This is a genomic window from Xanthomonas prunicola (assembly GCF_002846205.1).
In the GTDB taxonomy this organism is placed as follows: Bacteria; Pseudomonadota; Gammaproteobacteria; order Xanthomonadales; family Xanthomonadaceae; genus Xanthomonas; species Xanthomonas prunicola.
On sequence record NZ_PHKV01000005.1, the window covers coordinates 127,213 to 144,160 of the forward strand.

A 16,948-nucleotide genomic window follows, 5' to 3' on the forward strand; every position below is an offset into this window, starting at 1 on the left:
GACACGCTGCGAAATCGCAGGCGGACAACGAAGGCGTAAGAGCGCCGTCTGTGTACGCACAGAAGATGCGCTGCGATCAAAGATCAGCCCGCCAAGCACCGGGCCGGACGTCCTCATTGCCTTACTGGACTTCGACAGCATCCACGCTCATTCGGAACTGTCGGATGCTGCACGCTGCGGTGCAAGGTAGCCAAGAAATCAAAGGGCTGCACATCCTGCCGGCGCTAGGGACGCGAGCGTGGCAAGAGTGAAATTTTTCCCTGCAATCGATGCCGGCCATTTACAAGGCTGCAGAAATTTCGCGCTTGCGCTTGATGCGTTGCACAGCAAGCCATTGTGGATGTTCGAGTGCACTCTGGGCAACGCTGGACGCTAGTTGACTGAAAAAAGTGCAATCGATTGCGCGCAACCGCGCAAGATAACCCTCTCGCGTAAGGCGAAAACAACACAGGCGCTAACCCCTGTGGGCATCGCGCCTGTGTCCAACGTCACGCAAGATTTGCTCCAGACCGGCACGCCCTAGGCACGCCGATAACTGGATTACGCGGATTCTTCCTGCGGCTTTGCCTGCTTTGAACGCCCGCCCTTGCTGCCGATCCGCGACATGTGATCGCGATCGCGGCTCACGGCCTGGCCACCCTTACGGCCAGCTTCACGTGCTTCGTCGCTAGTAAATTCGTGCGCATTGCCACTGGCGTGAGCGGCTTTACCGCCGCTGCTTGCAAGCACGCGACGCTTTTCCGGATCCAATGCGGCAAAGCCGCGCCGGCTACGGGTAGTGTTTTGTCCGTCTTCCACTGTGCCTCCTCTCAATGCTTCGGTTACGCCTGGGTAATTGGGTTACCGCAACATTCGTGCCAACCCTGAAAGGCAGATACCGCGGTGCATTCGGATGGATGCAGGAAAAAACGGCTGCGCTTGCTGCGCAAATCTTGCACACCTTCATCTCGCCGGACTCTCGGGACTACCTCTAGATGGGTAGCGCTAACACCCGGCGCTGTTGCGGATGGAGTGGCTATAGGTGGGATGCGCAACTGCAGAAGGGCAAGCTCTGACGCGTACGACCAACTGCCTCGCCCACGGATGCAGGCATTGTCTCAGGCTCGCCTGGTGAGGTTGCCACCATGCCTGGTGAAGGGATGGGCCATCACCTTGCAGGCCACTAGATCGTCCTGCCTCCGGCATCGCTTGGGTGCTGGGTGCCCAGCGCATCGCACTGTCCGGGAGAGTGATGCGCAGAATCGCCATGACAACTCGGACTGCGGCGCAGCGAATGCTTGCCGTCGTCTTTGGTTAGCGCAAGTGCTCACCGAATCCGCAACCGGCAACGTCCACACGCAGACTGCGCACGCATCGTGACACGCACTGAAGCCTTCAACGACCAGGAGGCGCTAGACACCCTGCAAGAATGCCTTTGCTCTGCGCGCACTGGTGTGAGTACCCATGGCAGACTCGGACTTCAGACCCGCCCCATCCCCCTGCCATGCCGGTTGACGCGTGTTGGTGAGGACCGGCTAGAAAGGCGTGGCGAATCGCCCCCGGATAGACGCATACAAAGTCCAATGCAACACCTAAGAGCAGCTAACAAAACTACTGCGCAGCCGCCAGGCTGGCGCGGCCGGTGCTCGGAATCGGCATGTACCACGCGTACACTCCGGTTCCTGCGCGCCGTCCGCGCCCACCTGACGGCTGCTCGCTACGTTTTGTTAGCCGCTCTAAGCCCCAATCGTCCCTCCCTGCCCCGCGCAAGGAAGTGATGTCCGCACTCAACCCACCCCCTGCGCCAACATCGCCCCATCACGGTCGTCGCACGCTGCAGCCGCTTCGGCCAAGGCGTTGCCTACCAGCAACAAGGTCGGCAACCCCGGCGACAGCGCGCTGGCCGTCATTCCCAATTCGCCCAAGGTGGTGAGGCGACGCCGCTGCTCCGGTCGCGTTGCGGCCTGCACGATGGCCGCGGGCGTACTGGCGGGCAAATGCGCCAGCAACGCAGAGGCCAGCGCCTCGGCACGCCGCAGGCCCATATAGATGCCCAGCGTGGTGCCGCTGGCCGCCAGCGCCCCCCAGTTCGGCTCGCCGTGATCATGCGTGTGCGCGGTGACGAAGGTGATGCCATGGCAATGGCTGCGATGGGTCAGCGACACTTCCAGCGCGGCCGCCGCCGCAAATGCCGCGCTCACGCCATTGATCACCTGCACCCCGATACCGGCGCGACGCAGGAAGCTGATTTCTTCGCCAGCGCGGCCAAACAGCAGCGCATCGCCGCCTTTGACCCGCACCACGCGCAGGCCCTGCAATGCGTAGCGACGCATCAACCGGCAGATGAATTCCTGCGGTGTCGAACGGCATCCACCGCGCTTGCCGACCCGGATCACGCGCGCCTGCGGTGCGAGTTCGACGATCTCAGGGTTAGCCAGGTCGTCGAGCAACAGTACCTGCGCCGACGCCAACGCCTTCACCGCCTTGATGGTGAGCAATTCCAGATCGCCGGGGCCGGCGGACAACACCACCACATCACGCGTGCAGGAAGGTGTGACTGACATGGGAGATCTCGCTCTGTGTGGAGGGGAATGCGCTCAGGGAAAACTTGCGATCAGGCAAGTCTTGGTTGCCGGCATAGCCGGGTGAGTTGCGGCACGCACGAGCCGCAGACGGTGCCGCAGCCCAGGCGTTGCTTGAGTTGCGCGACATCGGCACCGTCGTCGATGGCGGCGTGAATCGCGGCGGCCGAAACATTCATGCAGGTGCACACGATCGGATCGCTGGGCGCGCTGTGGGTGTGCGCAAAGACCGACAGCCGTGCACCAAGCCAAGGTTTGCCAGCGAGTGCAGCGGTAAGCAGCGATCGATTGGCCTCACTGGGCTGCGCGGCGGTGAGCAGCAGACCGTCGATATGGCTGTGCCCGTCTTGCATACGCCAGCCGACGCGGCGCATCAGGCCGCGACGTAGATCGCGGTATTCCAGCACGTCCGCACCGGCCGGCAATTGCAATGCCGCAACCAGACGGTCGATCCACGCGGCATCGGGCGCGATTTCGCAGGCAGCGTGTAGCACCGCCCACTGGCCGCTCGCATCTTTGTCGGCGCCGCTCGGCGGCTCGGCATGCAGGCGTAGCGAGGCGTAACCGCAGTCGCGCAGCAACGGTTGCAGTGCCTGCTGCAAAGACAGTGCATCGCCGCGTCGCGCTGCCAGCAGATGCCAGCCGAACACGGCTTTTTCAACCCGCACGGCAGCGTGTTTGAGCTCGGGCTGCTGCGAGCGTGCATCCACTGCCGGCGTGCTGACTTCGTTGACGCCACCGCTGGACAGGCTGTGCCCACTCCAATGCATCGACGCAAACACCGTGCCCGAGCGCAGTTCGTCCGACAGTTCCAGCGGTAGCACCAGAGCGCCGCGTTTGCTCGCGATTTGCACCAATTCGCCCGCCACAAGCCCACGCCGCTGCGCATCGCCTGGATGCATGCGCAGAGCCGGCTCAGGGCTGTGCGCGAATGCAGCCGCTACCCGCCCGGTACGCGACATGCCATGCCACTGATCGCGCAGACGGCCGGTGAGCAACCGCATCGGGAATTTTGCCGAAGTGGCTTCAGCCACCTTGCGATACGGCGTGACGTGGAAGTGCGCACGTCCGTTGGCGTGTGCGAATACGCCATCGGAGTAACGCCGCGCCTGCCCCTGCGTGCTGCCTGCCGGAAACGGCCATTGCTGCGCTCCGTGATCCAGCAACGGGTAATCCAGGCCACCGATATCCAGATCACGCCCAACCGTGAGGGCGCGATGCTCGTCGAAAATCTGCGCAGTGTTGTCGAATGCGAACAGGCCCTTCCCGCTCGCGGGCGCCAGGCGCGCCTCCAGACGACGTGCCACCTCGTTGGCAATCCACCAATCGGCACGTGCCTGTCCGGGCGCTTCCACTGCCTTGCGCACGCGGGTGATGCGGCGCTCGGAGTTGGTCACCGTGCCGTCCTTCTCGCCCCAGCTGGCCGCCGGCAGCAAGACGTCGGCATAGGGCACGGTGTCGGTGCCGGAGAAGGCGTCCTGCACGATCACCAGTTCGGCCTGATCCAGCGCGGCGCGAATACCCGCCACGTCCGGCATCGAGTGCACGGGGTTGGTGCAGACGATCCACACCGCCTTCAGGCTGCCGGCGCGCAGCCGCTCGAACAACTCCACCGCCGGCGCGCCGGGATTGGGCGAGATGCGCCCCGCCGGCACGCCCCACAGCCGTTCCAGCTCGGCACGATGGTCCGCATTGCCGATCTCGCGGTGCGCCGCCAGCATCGTCGCCATGCCGCCCACCTCCCTCCCGCCCATCGCATTGGGTTGGCCGGTCAGCGAAAACGGCCCTGCGCCCGGCTTGCCGATCTGTCCGGTCGCCAGATGCAGGTTGATCAACGCAAGATTCTTGTCGGTGCCGTGCGCCGACTGATTCAGGCCCATGCAATACAGCGATAGCGCCGCCGGGCTGCGCCCGAACCACTCGGCCGCCTGCACCAGGTCCTCGTGCGAAATCCCGCAGATCTCGGCGCTCATGCGCGGGGTGTACTCGCGCAACATCCGCTTGAGGGCATCGAACTCCTGCGTGCTTGCCGCAACGAAGCGCGCATCCACCAGACCTTCCCAGATCAGGTGATGCAGCATGCCGTTGAACAAGGCGACGTCGGTGCCGGGTTCGATCGCCAGGTGCAGGTCGGCCATGGCCGCGGTATCGGTGCGCCGTGGGTCGATCACGATCCAGCGAATGTCCGGGTTGCGTGCACGCGCGTCCTCCAGCCGGCGAAACAGCACCGGATGCGCGTACGCCATGTTGCTGCCGGCAAACAGCACGGTGTGCGCCAGCTCCAGATCTTCATAGCAGGTGGGCGGGCCATCGGCGCCGAGCGCCAGCTTGTAACCGGTGACCGCACTGGACATGCACAGGCGCGAATTGGTGTCGATGTTGTTGGTGCCGATCAGCCCCTTGGCCAGCTTGTTGAAGACGTAATAGTCCTCGGTGAGCAGCTGCCCGGACAGATAGAACGCCACCGCATCCGGGCCATGTTCCTGGATGATGGCGGCCAGCTTGCTGCTGACATGCTGTAGCGCCTGATCCCAGCTCACCGGCGCACGCGACGCCTGCCGATGCCGGCGCAACTCCGGCGCAAGAACGCGCCCCTGCGTGCTTGCCACGGTCTGCGGCAATGCCAGCCCCTTGCTGCACAGGCGCCCAAAATTGGCCGGGTGCAGCGGGTCGCCTTCGATGCCGACGATGCGTTCGCCATCGCGATCGTGCGTACTGTGAATCATCACGCCGCACCCCACGCCGCAATAGCAACAAGTCGAGCGCGTGATGCGATACATCGGCCCTGCCGTCTGTGGCTGCGCCGCACTGCCAGGGGACGGTGGCTGCAGGCCTTCGCTCATGTTGCCGGCTCGGTCACGGCATCGTCCTGCTCTACCGGCTGCAGGACGATCCACACTGCCTCGGCCTCCACCTTGATCGGATAGCGCGGCGCGCAGCCCACGTCCGGGGCGCAGGCCTGCCCGCTCTGCAAGCCGATCGCCCAGCCATGCAGGGGACAGGTCACGGTGTCGCCAGCCACGATGCCTTGGGACAACGGCCCACCCTTGTGCGGGCAACGGTCGCGCAGCGCAAACACCTGATCGCTGACAGTGCGGAAGATGGCGATCGCCGGCAGTCCATCGACCTCCAGCACGCGCGCGCCCAGCACCGGCAAGTCCTGCAGCGCGCACACGCGCACCCATGCGTGATGGTGCATGCTCATTCCTCCACCATCGCAGCTGGCGCAGCGATGCGCAGCGGTTGGTATTCCTGACGCCGCTCGCCGGCGATGCGCGCCTTCCATGGGTCGACCAGGCCTTCCAGCGAATACAGCAGGCGCTCGTACAGCGCACGTCGGTTGGCTGCGTCGTCCACCACCTGCGCGCGGATGTAATCCAGGCCCACGCGCGCGATGTAGTGCACGGTGCGGTCCAGGTAATACGCCTGCTCGCGATACAGCTGCAGGAATGCCCCGGTGTACTCACGCACTTCCTCGGCAGTGCTCACCTTGACCAGAAAGCGCGCCACCTCGGTCTTGATGCCGCCGTTGCCGCCCACATGCAGCTCCCAACCCGAGTCCACTGCGATGATGCCCACGTCCTTGATGCCGGATTCGGCGCAGTTGCGCGGGCACCCCGACACCGCCAGCTTCACCTTGTGCGGGCTCCACATATTGGCCAGCATGGTTTCCAGATCGATGCCCATCTGTGTGCTGTTCTGGGTGCCGAAGCGGCAGAACTCGCTGCCCACGCAGGTCTTCACCGTGCGGATCGACTTGCCGTAGGCATGGCCGGATGGCATGCCCAGATCGCGCCATACATCCACCAGATCCTCTTTCTTGACGCCCAGCAGATCGATGCGCTGGCCGCCGGTCACCTTGACCATCGGCACCGCGTATTTGTCGGCAACATCGGCAATGCGGCGCAGCTCGCCGGCATTGGTCACCCCGCCCTTCATCTGCGGAATCACCGAGAACGTGCCGTCCTTCTGGATGTTGGCGTGCGCACGCTCGTTGATGAAACGCGATTGCGGATCGTCGATGGCCTCATGCGGCCAGGTCGACAGCATGTAGTAGTTGATCGCCGGCCGGCAGGTGGCGCAGCCGTTGGGTGTGCGCCATTCCATGAACGCATAGGCCTGCGCATGCGTGAGCAGCTTGTGCTCGGCAATGGCGCGACGCACCTCGCCGTGACTCAGGTCCGTACATGCGCAAACCGCCTTGGTTTTCGGGGTTTCCTGAAAGTTGGAGCCCAGGCAGTTCATCAGGATCTGCTCGACCAGGCCAGTGCATGAACCGCAGGAACTGGCGGCCTTGGTGTGCTTTTTCACCTCGTCCACGGTGAACAGGCCTTGCTCGCTGATGGCTTTGACAATCGTGCCCTTGCACACGCCGTTGCAGCCGCAGACTTCGTCGCTGTCGGACATCGCGCTGGCGCGGTCCTGGCCGCCGGTGCCAGCATCGCCCAGTGCGCTTTCGCCGAAGATCAGCTGATCGCGTTGCGCCTGGATGGGCGTGCCGTCCTTGAGCAGCTTGAAGTACCAGGCACCGTCGCTGGTGTCGCCATACAGGCATGCACCCACCAGCACATCGTCGCGGATCACCAGCTTCTTGTAGACGCCGCCGGCCGGGTCTGACAACACGATTTCCTCGCAGCCATCGCCGCCCATGAAATCGCCAGCCGAAAACAGGTCGATGCCGGTGACCTTGAGCTTGGTCGATGCCACCGAGCCGCGATAGATACCGATGCCGAACTGCGCCAGATGGTTCGCACACACCTTGGCCTGCTCGAACAACGGCGCCACCAGGCCATAGGCAATGCCACGATGGTTTGCGCACTCGCCCACTGCGTACACGCGCGGGTCGAAACTCTGCAGGCTGTCGTTGACCACGATGCCGCGCGAGCAATGGATGCCGGCTTCTTCGGCCAGGCGCGTGTTCGGGCGAATGCCCGCTGCCATCACCACCAGATCGGCGGGGATCCCGCTGCCATCGGCAAACTTCACCCCGATCACCTCGCCCTGCGCATTGCCCAGCAGCGCGCTGGTGGCGGTGTTCAAACGGAACTCCAGCCCGCGTGCGCGCAATGCCTGTTGCAACAGATTGCCGGCCACCGGGTCGAGCTGGCGCTCCAGCAACCAACCGGCCAGATGCACCACGGTCACGTCCATGCCGCGTACTTTCAGACCGTTGGCCGCTTCAAGGCCAAGCAGACCGCCACCGATCACTACCGCGTGCTGCCTGGTACGCGCGGTGTCGATCATGGTGCGGGTGTCCTGGATATCGCGGTACCCGATCACGCCTTTCAATTCAGTGCCGGGAATCGGCAACACGAACGGCACCGAGCCGGTGGCGATCAGCAGCCGGTCGTACTCGGCTTCGGTGCCATCGGCGGCGATCACGCGGCGACGCACGCGATCGATGCGCGTGACTTGCTTGTTCAAGTGCAGATGGATCCCGTTGTCCCGGTACCACTGCAACGGGTTGAGCACGATATCGTCGAACTCCTGCTCGCCGGCCAGCACCGGCGAAAGCAGGATGCGGTTGTAATTGGGATGCGGCTCGGCGCCGAACACCGTGATGTGGTACATGCCCGGCATCAGCTTGAGCAATTCTTCCACGGTGCGGATGCCGGCCATGCCGTTGCCGATGACGACGAGTCTGGATTGCTTCATTGCCTGGATTCCTGTCGACATATCAGACGCGCGGCGCGCCGGCGGTGGACCATTCGCTGCGCCACTGGGTCTTGACCCCGGCCAGCAACGCCCAGCCCCCGAAAGCGAACGCCGCGAACAGCCACATGCCCAGTGCATAGCTGCCGGTGTGTTGCTTGAGCACACCCAGGCTCGCGGCCAGCGCAAATCCGCCGATGCCCCCGGCCATGCCGATCAACCCGGTCATGACGCCGATATCCCGGCCAAAGCGTTGCGGCACCAGCTGAAACACCGCCCCATTTCCAGCGCCCAGACACAGCAGCGTCAGCACGAACAACGCCAGCGTCAGCGTGGCGCCACCCGCACCGAACCCGGCGATGCCCACCAGCGTGGCAACCAGCAGATACACGGTGAGCAAGGCGCGGGTGCCGCCGACGCGATCGGCGATGACGCCGCCGAGCGGCCGCATCACCGAGCCGGCCAGCACGCAGGCGGCCGTGGCCCAGCCCGCAGTACGTGCATCGAAGCCGAACTGGTCGTGGAAGTAGCCCGGCAACGCGCTGGCAAAGCCGGAAAACCCGCCAAAGGTGATCGCATAGAAAAACATGAAGCGCCACGCATCGCGGTTACCCACGAGCACCCGGCCGTAGTCGGACCATTGCTTGCGTGCGACCGGGGTCGGCGCCTCCTTGGCGATCGACGCAAACACGATCAGCGTCAGCACCAACGGAATACACGCCAGCCCGAACACGTTTTGGTAGCCGAATGCGGCGGCCAGCATCGGCGCAAACAACGCAGCCAGCACCGTGCCGGAATTGCCTGCACCGGCAATGCCCATCGCGGTGCCCTGATGCTCGGGCGGATACCAGCGCGATGCCAGTGGCAATGCCACCGCAAACGAGGCACCGGCAATGCCGAGCGACACGCCCAGCATCAACACCTGCCCCATGCTGTTGACGCCCAGTTGCCAGGCACCGAACAGCGCCGCGATGACCGCAAGCTGGGCCAGCATGCCGGCACGCTTGGCACCAATGCGATCGGCAAACATGCCCAGTACCAGGCGCAGCACGGCGCCGCACAGGATCGGCACGGCCACCATCAAGGCGCGCTGCTGCGTGTCCAATCCCAGCGCTTGCGCAATCGGCACCTGCAGCGGACCGAGCAAGTACCACACCATGAAGCTCAGGTCGAAATACAGGAAGGATGCGAACAAGGTGGGCGTGTGCCCGGATCGCCAGAACGAGCGCTGCATAGAGACCTCTTCGAGTGCGATGGTCAAAAAAAAACGGCGCCCCTCCGGTAAACCGGAAGGACGCCGTTGTCCTGGGTGCACGCGGATCGCCGTTGAACCGCTGCACCGTGTACGTGTTGTTGCAGGCACGCCGTTGCGCCTGCACGTGATTCCTACGCAATCAGCGTGCCAACTGTTTCTCTGCAGCTATTCCAGAACTGCAAGTCTTTGATAAATAGTTTTTTTTCGGCCGACTTCCGGAGTGCTGCGGCGTTGTTTATGGAAGCCGATGTAGCTGGTCATTCCCGGCTTTCGTGCAGCGATGCACCAACAATGTGCGTCGGTCGAGGGCGCGATCAGCTACCACTCTTGAGAGAAGCGATCCATCTGTTGAAAGCTCTGTGCACCGATCAGCTCAGTTGGTCCTCGCAGCAAACGCGAAGCGCGGACGATGCCCTCGCTGCTCGCGGGACACGCCGTTGGCGCATCGCAGGGGGCTCGATGGCGGCATCCACGCCGCCATCGAGCCTACAAGGACGTCCTTGCAGCGCTTCCTGCGACGGTGAACGGGCAAGGGCCCTCCAACCATGTCGCAGATGCGCTGCGCTACGCGTGATTTATCGCAATCTCCAACCACCATGGCAGACTCCACCCAGTGCTCAATCGCCTTTCAGCGCATCGAACAACCGATTGCTGCGGTGATCGCTGTCCGGCACCGCAACACCCACCCGTGCGGCAGCGCGCCGATAGTTATCGAGCCGATGGATGTCACGCAGCCGCGCGATGTCATCGTCCTCGATGTCATGCCAACCCCAACGCTGGAACTGGCTTAAGAACCATTCCCCGTCCGAAAGCCACGGCATGTTCACTGTGCCGCCGCGATGGAACGCCAACCCTGTCGCATCGTCTGCAACGGCGTTGGCACCCGCATTGGCCTCAATCTCGACAGCAGCGTCCAGACACGCGGCCAGATGCGCGGCCGGCACACCGATATGCTCCGGCTCGGCCAACCATTGTGCGCACAGCGCACGGTTGGCCGGCGTGGCGTCCAGCCAACGGCAGGCCTCCAGCACGCAGGCGGTTAGTCGCTCGGTCAACTCAGGCTGCAGCGCAGCGAATTCGCGACGGCATGCCAGCACTTTTTCCGGATGGCCGGGCCATAACTCACCGCTGCGGATCACACGCTGCCCGCTGCCCTGCGCTTGGGCCACTGCCGCCCACGGCTCGCCGGAGCAATAGCCGTCGACCAAACCGCTGGCCAGTGCCTCGGGCATCTGCGGCGGCGGAATACTGAGCACATCCACATCGCGCATCGGATCTACCCCGCCCGCGGCCAGCCAGTAGTACAGCCATAGCGCATGTGTCCCGGTGGGAAAGGTCTGCGCGAACACCGCGCGGCGCCCCAAACCGGTCAATGCCTGGAGCAACGTGCGACCAGCCGCCAACGCTTGCGCAATTGCAGGCGCCAGCGTGATCGCCTGGCCGTTATGGTTGAGCGTCATCAACAACGCCATCGGGCACTGCGGCCCGGCGATACCCAGATCGATCGCGTAGACCAGGCTGGCCAGGGCATGCGCCGCCTCCACTTCGCCTGCCAGCAGACGGTCGCGCACGCCCGCCCACGATGCCTGCCGCTGCAAGTCCAACTGCAGACCATGCGCACTGTCCAGGCCCAGGCGCTGTGCAGCAACCAACGGCGCGCAGTCGATCAACGGCATGTAGGCCACGCGCAATACGGGAAGTTCGGCTTGGCTCATAGATTCATCCCAACAAGTCGGCCATGGCCACAATGCGGCGCGCCACTTCGGCCAGCTTGACGCCCTGCTTCATCGCCTGCTGGCGTAACGCCGCATAGGCATCGGCCTCGCTCAGACCGCGCTTTTCCATCAGTAGGCCCTTGGCGCGGTCGATCTGCTTACGGTCCTGCAACGCCTGCTGTACATCGTCCAGGCGCTTGCGCATGCTGCTTTCTTGCGCAAAACGGGCCAGCGCCACCTGCACGATCGGCGCCAGCCGTGCTGGCGCCAAGCCATCCACCACATACGCCGTCACGCCCGCACCGACCGCCGCATGGATCAACGCATCGTCGCCATCGCCGGAAAACATCACCACCGGCCGCGGTGCATGTGCATGCAGCATCGACAGCTGCTCCAAGGTATCGCGCGAAGGCGAATCCACATCGATCACGACCACATCGGGCTGCTGGCTCTGCACGGCATGCAGCAACGCACTGATCGACGCCACATCGTCGAGCACCGTGTAGCCAGCACGCGTCAGCGCCTGGCGCAGTTCGGCGATCGGCTTTTCGGTATCGTTGACCAGCAAAACACGCATTGGCGGCAGCGAGGCGTGGACGTGGCTTGATGGTGCCATGCAACATGCCGTTGGTGCGAGCCATCTTTTCGGAGTGTGTCTGATGCCGTTGTTCCCGTTGTTCGCCAATCTGCAGGGGCGCGCCGTCCTGGTCATCGGCGGCGGCGAAGTCGCCACGCGCAAAGTGCTGGCGCTGCTCAAGGCCGAGGCGCACATCCGCCTCTATGCACACGCGCTCTCGCCGGAGCTTGCCGTGCTGATGCAGACCGGCCGCTTCGAGCAACTGGGTGGCGAGTTCGACCCGGCATGGATCGACGATGTCTGGCTGGTGGTGGCTGCGACCGACGACACCGATTTGAACCAGCGCGTTGCGGCCGCCGCAGGTGCGCGACAACGGCTGGTCAATGTGGTGGACGATGCCGAACTGTCGACGTATCAGGTGCCGGCCATCGTGGACCGCGACCCGCTGGTCATCGCCATCTCCTCGGCAGGCGCCGCGCCGATGTTGGCACGGCGTCTGCGTGAACGGCTGGAACGCGAACTGGATGCGTCGGTCGGCCGCTTCGCCGGACTGTTTGCAAAGCACCGCGAGCGCATTCGCAGCCAGTTTCCGGACATGAATCGTCGTCGCCGTTGGTTCGACCGTGTCATCGACGGCGACGTGCCGTTGTTGCTGCAGGCTGGCAACGATGACGCGGCCGAGGCCGCGTTCAATGCAGCGCTCGATGATGCCGGCACCATCCCGGCGCGCGGCAGCGTACAGCTGGTCGGTACCGGCCCCGGCGATCCGGGCCTACTCACCTTGAAAGCCCTGCGCGCGATGAATCTGGCCGATGTGCTGCTGATCGACGAACACATTCCCGATGCCGTGCTTGAGCTTGCGCGCCGCGACGCCTCACGCCGCACGTTGCCGCCGGCAACTGACGCACAACAGCAACTGATCGTGGAACTGGCCAGCGCCGGCCTACATGTCGTCGCCCTGCGCAGCGGCGCCGGTTACGACAGCGCCGCTGCCGATGCGATCGACGCTGCCTTGCAGGCACGCGGTTTGGCCTGCGATCGCGTGCCTGGAATTACTGCCACCCATGCGCACGATTGACCCTGCGTCATGATCGGCGACGCGTTGGCGAGACTATTCGGCATACACCTAAGCAACTGCCTCGCCTGACGTTTGGGACGCTCGCACATCAAACGCTGCATCACTTCAACTACTGCAGCAACGCCACACTGCGCGCATCAAGATCCGTCTTTCGGAAACCGCTTGCGCGCACTGTCGCGCACATCGATATCGAAAGTGACGCGCAGTGCCATGGTTTCCGCGTGCCCGGCACCCGCATCGAACGTGAAGCTCAAGCCCTCGCGGCTGGGCAGTTGCCGCACATGCTCTTCGAGCGCGCCACGTGGTACCAATAATTGCCAATGATCGGTGGCGCAATTGCACGCTGCGTGACCGCCGGTGAGGCTTACGCTGTGCCGCACCAATCGCGCACCCTGCCCGCTCGGCAACCGGCTCGCATTGTCGACTGTGTGACCGGCCAGCAATTCGGCCAGCTCGGCTTCGTCGATACGGAATCGCACCTGCTGGCCTTCAATCTGGATTTTCATGGATCAGCTCACTCCACTGCTCGGGCGTGTTGCAATTGACGAATGCGGTACGTTCGCTGGCGGTGACAGCCACGCGATGGCATTGCAGTGAACGCTGCAAGGCGCGCAGCGAGCGTGACGATGCGTCGCCAGCCATCCGCGTGGCCAAGGCCTCACGCACAACGACATCGATGCGCAGGCACATCGGCAACATCTGATCCTCGAACGCCACGCAGCGGTGCTGCGACGGCGCCAGCAGCTTGCTCAGCAACGCAGCCGACAGCAGCGGCATATCCACCGGCACCACCACCAACTTGGTGGCATCGGCCACACGCGCGATCACGCTCGCAAGCCCACCGAGCGGGCCCAGATCAGGCTGGGCGTCGGCAATGCCGGCGTAGTCGGGTCGGTCGCCGCTGACCAATACGTGCTGCGCACCAGCCTCGCGCAACAGCGCCTGCATCTGATCCAACAACGGGCGCCCATGCCAAGGCAACAACGCCTTGTCCTGCCCCATCCGCGACGAACGGCCTCCCGCCAGCACCACACCCGTCCATGGCTGCATCGTCGTCATGCGACAGCCCAACGCTTGATGTCGGGCAGATGCGTCTTCATGGCGCAATCTCAGGCGCAGCCGGTTGCAGATGGCCCAAGCCAAAAACCTCTGCATGCGTGCTCGGTGCAGCGCCTTCTTCCTGCGGCTCCAGCACTGCCCAAACGCTAGCCTGCAGCAACGGCGCCACACGAAAGGATTCTTGCTGCGGCAGGATCTGCACCGACAGCTCCCCTGCCGTGCTGCACAGCAGCCGTGCGCGCAAATGCTGCCGCCAGATCGGCCGCGCCTGCATTGGCGTTTCCAAGGCCACGCGCAAGCCATGCTCGACCGGCATACCCGACAAACCACGCAGTGCTGGCTCCACGAAAAAGCGCAGCCCGGCTGCACTGGCCATCGGGTTGCCTGGCAAGCCGATAAACAGGGCACCATCACCGAAGCGTGCCAGCAATACCGGCTTGCCCGGCCGCACTGCCACCTTGTGAAACAGTAACGCGGCAGCGTGGCGTGCCAGCGCATCCGGGATGAAATCGTAACGACCACGCGAGACTGCGCCGGTGCTCAGAATGAGATCGGCACCGGCATTGCAGGCCCGCGCCAGCGCCGCATCGAACGCAGCATCGTCATCGCCCACCTGCCCGCGCCACACAACATCGGCACCAGCGGCACGTAGCTGACTCAGCAGATAACTGCTGGTGCCGTCGCGGATCTGGCCAGGCTGCAACGCTTGCGCGGGGTCGCCGATCAACTCGCGTCCCGTGGCGATCAAGGCGACGCGCGGCCGCCGCACCACCTGCAGGCGCGCGCAGCCCAAGCCTGCCAACAGCATCAGATGCGCACCGCGCAGTACGGTGCCGGCATCGATCACGCGATCGTGCAAGCACACGTCTTCGCCGCGACGACGGATGTGCTGCCCCGCACGCACCGGCTGACGCAGGCGGATGCGGCTGGGGCGCTCGCCGTCGCGTTCTAGAATCTGCACCTGTTCGATCGGCACCACCGTATCGGCACCGACCGGCAGCCCGGCACCGGTCATGATTTCCCAGGCCACACCTCTGGCGGCCGCACCGGCATCCTGCCCAGCTGCCACGGTGCCGCAGACCACGTGCTCGCTGTCTGCCAATGCGCCAGCACCGGCGGTTGCCAGCGCAAACCCATCCATCGCACTGTTATCGAAGGGCGGCAACTCGGCCGGACTCAACAAGGTGTCGGCGAGCACGCGGCCTTCCGCATCGGCGCTCGCGACCCACTCGCTGGTGAGCGGTGCGACGTGCGCGCGGACCAGCGCGAGTGCTTCGGCATAGCTGATCATGTGCAGGACAGTGCCGATCAATGGGTGACCTGGCTAGGATACCGGCCCCTGGCGCAGCAGGTACAGGCGCGGCCGTTGCGGCAGCACGGCGTTTGCATAGCCCAAGCCCGCCTCACACACTGCACACAATGCTTGAAGCTGCTCAAACAGGATGCAGACCGTGCGCGCGGCAAGGTCGCAGGCCGCACGTGAGAGCAACTGCAACGCCTGCAATGCGTCGACTCTGTGGGCTGGCTCGCCAGCATCATCCTGATCGCCGCCTCGATCCGGCAGATCCACAAAAAAGGCGCTCCTACGCCGCGCGTAGTATCTCGCGCTGGTTGTTCCTCGGCCAGATCAGCGCCTGTCCAGCGATCTCGTTGGCGATGCGGTATGTATCGTCAGCAACGTGCTGATCTTCATGACCGCCCTCACGGCTACGGAGTGCAACGACTCAAGAGCCGCAAGCTGGAACGCGCGGCTTAGATGTGTGGTGTGGATAACGCCTGCAGGCTGGTTGAGATTGTCAGTTGGTCTTTTTCGCTGGTTTCCGCGGCTTCGCCGATGCAGTTTCCGCTGTCTTGCCAATGATCTTCTTGACCGCTTCCTTTGCAGCAGCGGGAGGCATCTTCTTGGCGGCCGCCTTGCGCACAGGCGTCTTCGCTGCTGCCGGCGTCCGCGCCTTCTCAACGGGTGCGGCATCTACCGCTGCGCCACCTGGCGCATCGGGCACACGTACCCTGATCCAGGTCGGTGCGTGATCACTGGCCTTCTCCAGCCCACATACCCGCTTGTCGACGCTGGCACCTTGCAAGCCAGGCGCCAGCCTGCGATTGAGCAGCAGATGATCGATGCGCAAGCCACGATCGCGGGCAAAATGCTGGCGAAAGTAATCCCAGAACGTGTAGATCGGCGCATCGCCATGCACTGCCAGCAAGCTGTCGGTCCAGCCTTGCACTAACAGCGTTTGATACGCCTGGCGGCTTTGCGGCTGCAGCAAGGCATCCTTGCGCCATCCCTTGGGATCGTAGATATCCGAATCGGTGGGCACCACATTGAAGTCGCCGATCAGTGCAACCGGATGCGGCAAGTCCACCAACGTTTTTGCATGCCGGGTCGGGCGCTCGAATCACGCAAGCTTGTAATCGCACTTCGGCCCGGGCTGTGGGTTGCCAGTCGTAACGCACCAATTCGCCCAACTGCGCACCGGCCGGCACAGCGCCACTTTCATATCTTGATGCAGTGAAACGCGCAGTCCAGTGCGATGCGAGACCATCATCACAACGAGACTGGCTGGCCGCGCGCCAACAAGGTTCCACTACGCCCCAGGATCCGCAGGCCCCAATTGATTGGCAGCCAAAATCTCGTCGATCCGTTTGACGATCTGTGCAGCTTGCTCCTGCGACTCCGCCGCACCGATGATTTTTTCAGCACGGGCGTGGAACACATCCCAAAAGTCATCCGGGTGTTGACTACGCATGTCCGGCAGTGCGTCGGCCAGTTGTTTCAATTGCGCATCGATTTCAGGTGTCATAACGATCTCCTTTACTGCGCTTACGCTAACCTTGCGCCGGTGAGACTGGTGCCAAGGCTGTGCGCAGATTGCGTTACCCGCTCACATGCGAAAGCAAACACCCGGGGCGTAGGTACGCTAAGGCGAAGCCGCAGCATGATGCGTGAGACAGGCTTGCCGCGATGAAATGAACACGCGGGTCTCGAAGTGGGTCGCTGGCGATGACGCGCGCTTGGGCATGCTTCAGAGCAAGCAGTCCGGGCCTGAA

The 16,948-nt window shown here is 63.9% G+C and carries 14 protein-coding genes, 1 other RNA gene and 2 pseudogenes; 3 read left to right on the forward strand and 14 right to left on the reverse strand.

Annotated features, from left to right (window positions below; all coding sequences use genetic code 11):
- Nucleotides 1–540 precede the first annotated feature (540 nt).
- Entirely contained in the window at nucleotides 541–798 is a 258-nt protein-coding gene (locus tag XpruCFBP8353_RS15730; protein ID WP_101364065.1) for a KGG domain-containing protein, read from the reverse strand.
- 838 nt (nucleotides 799–1,636) lie between these two features.
- Here XpruCFBP8353_RS15730 and XpruCFBP8353_RS15735 point away from each other — a divergent pair.
- Nucleotides 1,637–1,712, forward strand: a non-coding RNA gene (locus XpruCFBP8353_RS15735) — sX9 sRNA.
- Nucleotides 1,713–1,766: 54 nt separating this feature from the next.
- Here the strand turns inward: XpruCFBP8353_RS15735 and cobA are convergent.
- The 7 genes from cobA to XpruCFBP8353_RS15775 all read right to left on the reverse strand — a co-directional run bounded on the left by cobA (nucleotide 1,767) and on the right by XpruCFBP8353_RS15775 (nucleotide 11,760).
- The gene (gene cobA, locus XpruCFBP8353_RS15740) at nucleotides 1,767–2,513 is read right to left on the reverse strand and encodes a uroporphyrinogen-III C-methyltransferase (RefSeq protein ID WP_207759667.1); all 747 of its coding nucleotides are present in this window, start codon (nucleotides 2,511–2,513) and stop codon (nucleotides 1,767–1,769) included.
- An 80-nt stretch (nucleotides 2,514–2,593) separates the two neighbouring features.
- Nucleotides 2,594–5,404, reverse strand: coding sequence for a nitrate reductase (locus XpruCFBP8353_RS15745; RefSeq protein ID WP_162301081.1), 2,811 nt, complete (start codon nucleotides 5,402–5,404; stop codon nucleotides 2,594–2,596).
- Nucleotides 5,401–5,766, reverse strand: coding sequence for a nitrite reductase small subunit NirD (gene nirD, locus XpruCFBP8353_RS15750; RefSeq protein ID WP_162301082.1), 366 nt, complete (start codon nucleotides 5,764–5,766; stop codon nucleotides 5,401–5,403). The genes XpruCFBP8353_RS15745 and nirD overlap by 4 nt, the downstream gene beginning before the upstream one ends.
- Nucleotides 5,763–8,180, reverse strand: coding sequence for a nitrite reductase large subunit NirB (nirB, locus tag XpruCFBP8353_RS15755; RefSeq protein ID WP_243391139.1), 2,418 nt, complete (start codon nucleotides 8,178–8,180; stop codon nucleotides 5,763–5,765). The genes nirD and nirB overlap by 4 nt, the downstream gene beginning before the upstream one ends.
- 58 nt (nucleotides 8,181–8,238) lie before the next feature.
- Nucleotides 8,239–9,408 carry a nitrate/nitrite transporter gene (locus tag XpruCFBP8353_RS15760; protein ID WP_207759666.1) on the reverse strand — a complete coding sequence of 390 codons (1,170 nt, stop codon included), beginning with the start codon at nucleotides 9,406–9,408 and terminating at the stop codon, nucleotides 8,239–8,241.
- A gap of 677 nt (nucleotides 9,409–10,085) precedes the next feature.
- On the reverse strand, nucleotides 10,086–11,183 hold the full coding sequence (locus tag XpruCFBP8353_RS15770) for a CmpA/NrtA family ABC transporter substrate-binding protein (RefSeq protein ID WP_101364069.1): 1,098 nt from the start codon (nucleotides 11,181–11,183) through the stop codon (nucleotides 10,086–10,088).
- Nucleotides 11,184–11,187: 4 nt separating this feature from the next.
- Nucleotides 11,188–11,760, reverse strand: coding sequence for an ANTAR domain-containing response regulator (locus tag XpruCFBP8353_RS15775; RefSeq protein ID WP_101364070.1), 573 nt, complete (start codon nucleotides 11,758–11,760; stop codon nucleotides 11,188–11,190).
- Nucleotides 11,761–11,842: 82 nt separating this feature from the next.
- On the opposite strand from XpruCFBP8353_RS15775, the gene XpruCFBP8353_RS15780 reads away from it, so the two are divergent.
- Nucleotides 11,843–12,838, forward strand: coding sequence for an NAD(P)-dependent oxidoreductase (locus XpruCFBP8353_RS15780; protein WP_101364071.1), 996 nt, complete (start codon nucleotides 11,843–11,845; stop codon nucleotides 12,836–12,838).
- A 137-nt stretch (nucleotides 12,839–12,975) separates the two neighbouring features.
- On the opposite strand, the gene XpruCFBP8353_RS15785 is transcribed toward XpruCFBP8353_RS15780, so the two are convergent.
- From XpruCFBP8353_RS15785 to XpruCFBP8353_RS23845, 4 genes are read right to left on the reverse strand one after another with little or no spacing between them, the layout of a single operon-like run.
- Nucleotides 12,976–13,344, reverse strand: a complete 369-nt coding sequence (locus XpruCFBP8353_RS15785) for a hypothetical protein (RefSeq protein ID WP_101364072.1) — start codon at nucleotides 13,342–13,344, stop codon at nucleotides 12,976–12,978.
- On the reverse strand, nucleotides 13,328–13,897 hold the full coding sequence (mobA, locus tag XpruCFBP8353_RS15790) for a molybdenum cofactor guanylyltransferase (RefSeq protein ID WP_101364073.1): 570 nt from the start codon (nucleotides 13,895–13,897) through the stop codon (nucleotides 13,328–13,330). Before mobA ends, XpruCFBP8353_RS15785 begins: the two co-directional genes overlap by 17 nt.
- A 37-nt stretch (nucleotides 13,898–13,934) precedes the next feature.
- Nucleotides 13,935–15,209 carry a molybdopterin molybdotransferase MoeA gene (locus XpruCFBP8353_RS15795; RefSeq protein ID WP_207759662.1) on the reverse strand — a complete coding sequence of 425 codons (1,275 nt, stop codon included), beginning with the start codon at nucleotides 15,207–15,209 and terminating at the stop codon, nucleotides 13,935–13,937.
- Between the two features lie 12 nt (nucleotides 15,210–15,221).
- The gene (locus XpruCFBP8353_RS23845; protein ID WP_162301079.1) at nucleotides 15,222–15,467 is read right to left on the reverse strand and encodes a hypothetical protein; all 246 of its coding nucleotides are present in this window, start codon (nucleotides 15,465–15,467) and stop codon (nucleotides 15,222–15,224) included.
- Here XpruCFBP8353_RS23845 and XpruCFBP8353_RS23975 point away from each other — a divergent pair.
- Nucleotides 15,396–15,653: pseudogene (locus tag XpruCFBP8353_RS23975) on the forward strand (hypothetical protein). The gene XpruCFBP8353_RS23845 and the pseudogene XpruCFBP8353_RS23975 overlap by 72 nt on opposite strands.
- Nucleotides 15,654–15,693: 40 nt before the next feature.
- Here the strand turns inward: XpruCFBP8353_RS23975 and XpruCFBP8353_RS15805 are convergent.
- Nucleotides 15,694–16,498 (reverse strand): annotated as a pseudogene (locus XpruCFBP8353_RS15805) (exodeoxyribonuclease III); the annotation flags it as partial.
- A complete protein-coding gene (locus XpruCFBP8353_RS15810) occupies nucleotides 16,486–16,701 on the reverse strand; it encodes a hypothetical protein (protein ID WP_101364074.1) in 216 nt (71 codons plus the stop codon). The pseudogene XpruCFBP8353_RS15805 and the gene XpruCFBP8353_RS15810, both read right to left, overlap by 13 nt.
- Nucleotides 16,702–16,948 lie beyond the last annotated feature (247 nt).

Excerpts from the sequence above, each read along its gene's own strand:
- XpruCFBP8353_RS15745 (WP_162301081.1), bottom strand. The coding sequence starts at position 5,404 with ATGAGCGAAGGCCTGCAGCCACCGTCCCCTGGCAGTGCGGCGCAGCCA.
- nirD (WP_162301082.1), bottom strand. The coding sequence starts at position 5,766 with ATGAGCATGCACCATCACGCATGGGTGCGCGTGTGCGCGCTGCAGGAC.
- nirB (WP_243391139.1), bottom strand. The coding sequence starts at position 8,180 with ATGGCCGGCATCCGCACCGTGGAAGAATTGCTCAAGCTGATGCCGGGC.
- XpruCFBP8353_RS15770 (WP_101364069.1), bottom strand. The coding sequence starts at position 11,183 with ATGAGCCAAGCCGAACTTCCCGTATTGCGCGTGGCCTACATGCCGTTG.
- XpruCFBP8353_RS15775 (WP_101364070.1), bottom strand. The coding sequence starts at position 11,760 with ATGCGTGTTTTGCTGGTCAACGATACCGAAAAGCCGATCGCCGAACTG.
- XpruCFBP8353_RS15780 (WP_101364071.1), top strand. The coding sequence starts at position 11,843 with ATGCCGTTGTTCCCGTTGTTCGCCAATCTGCAGGGGCGCGCCGTCCTG.
- XpruCFBP8353_RS15785 (WP_101364072.1), bottom strand. The coding sequence starts at position 13,344 with ATGAAAATCCAGATTGAAGGCCAGCAGGTGCGATTCCGTATCGACGAA.
- mobA (WP_101364073.1), bottom strand. The coding sequence starts at position 13,897 with ATGACGACGATGCAGCCATGGACGGGTGTGGTGCTGGCGGGAGGCCGT.
- XpruCFBP8353_RS15810 (WP_101364074.1), bottom strand. The coding sequence starts at position 16,701 with ATGACACCTGAAATCGATGCGCAATTGAAACAACTGGCCGACGCACTG.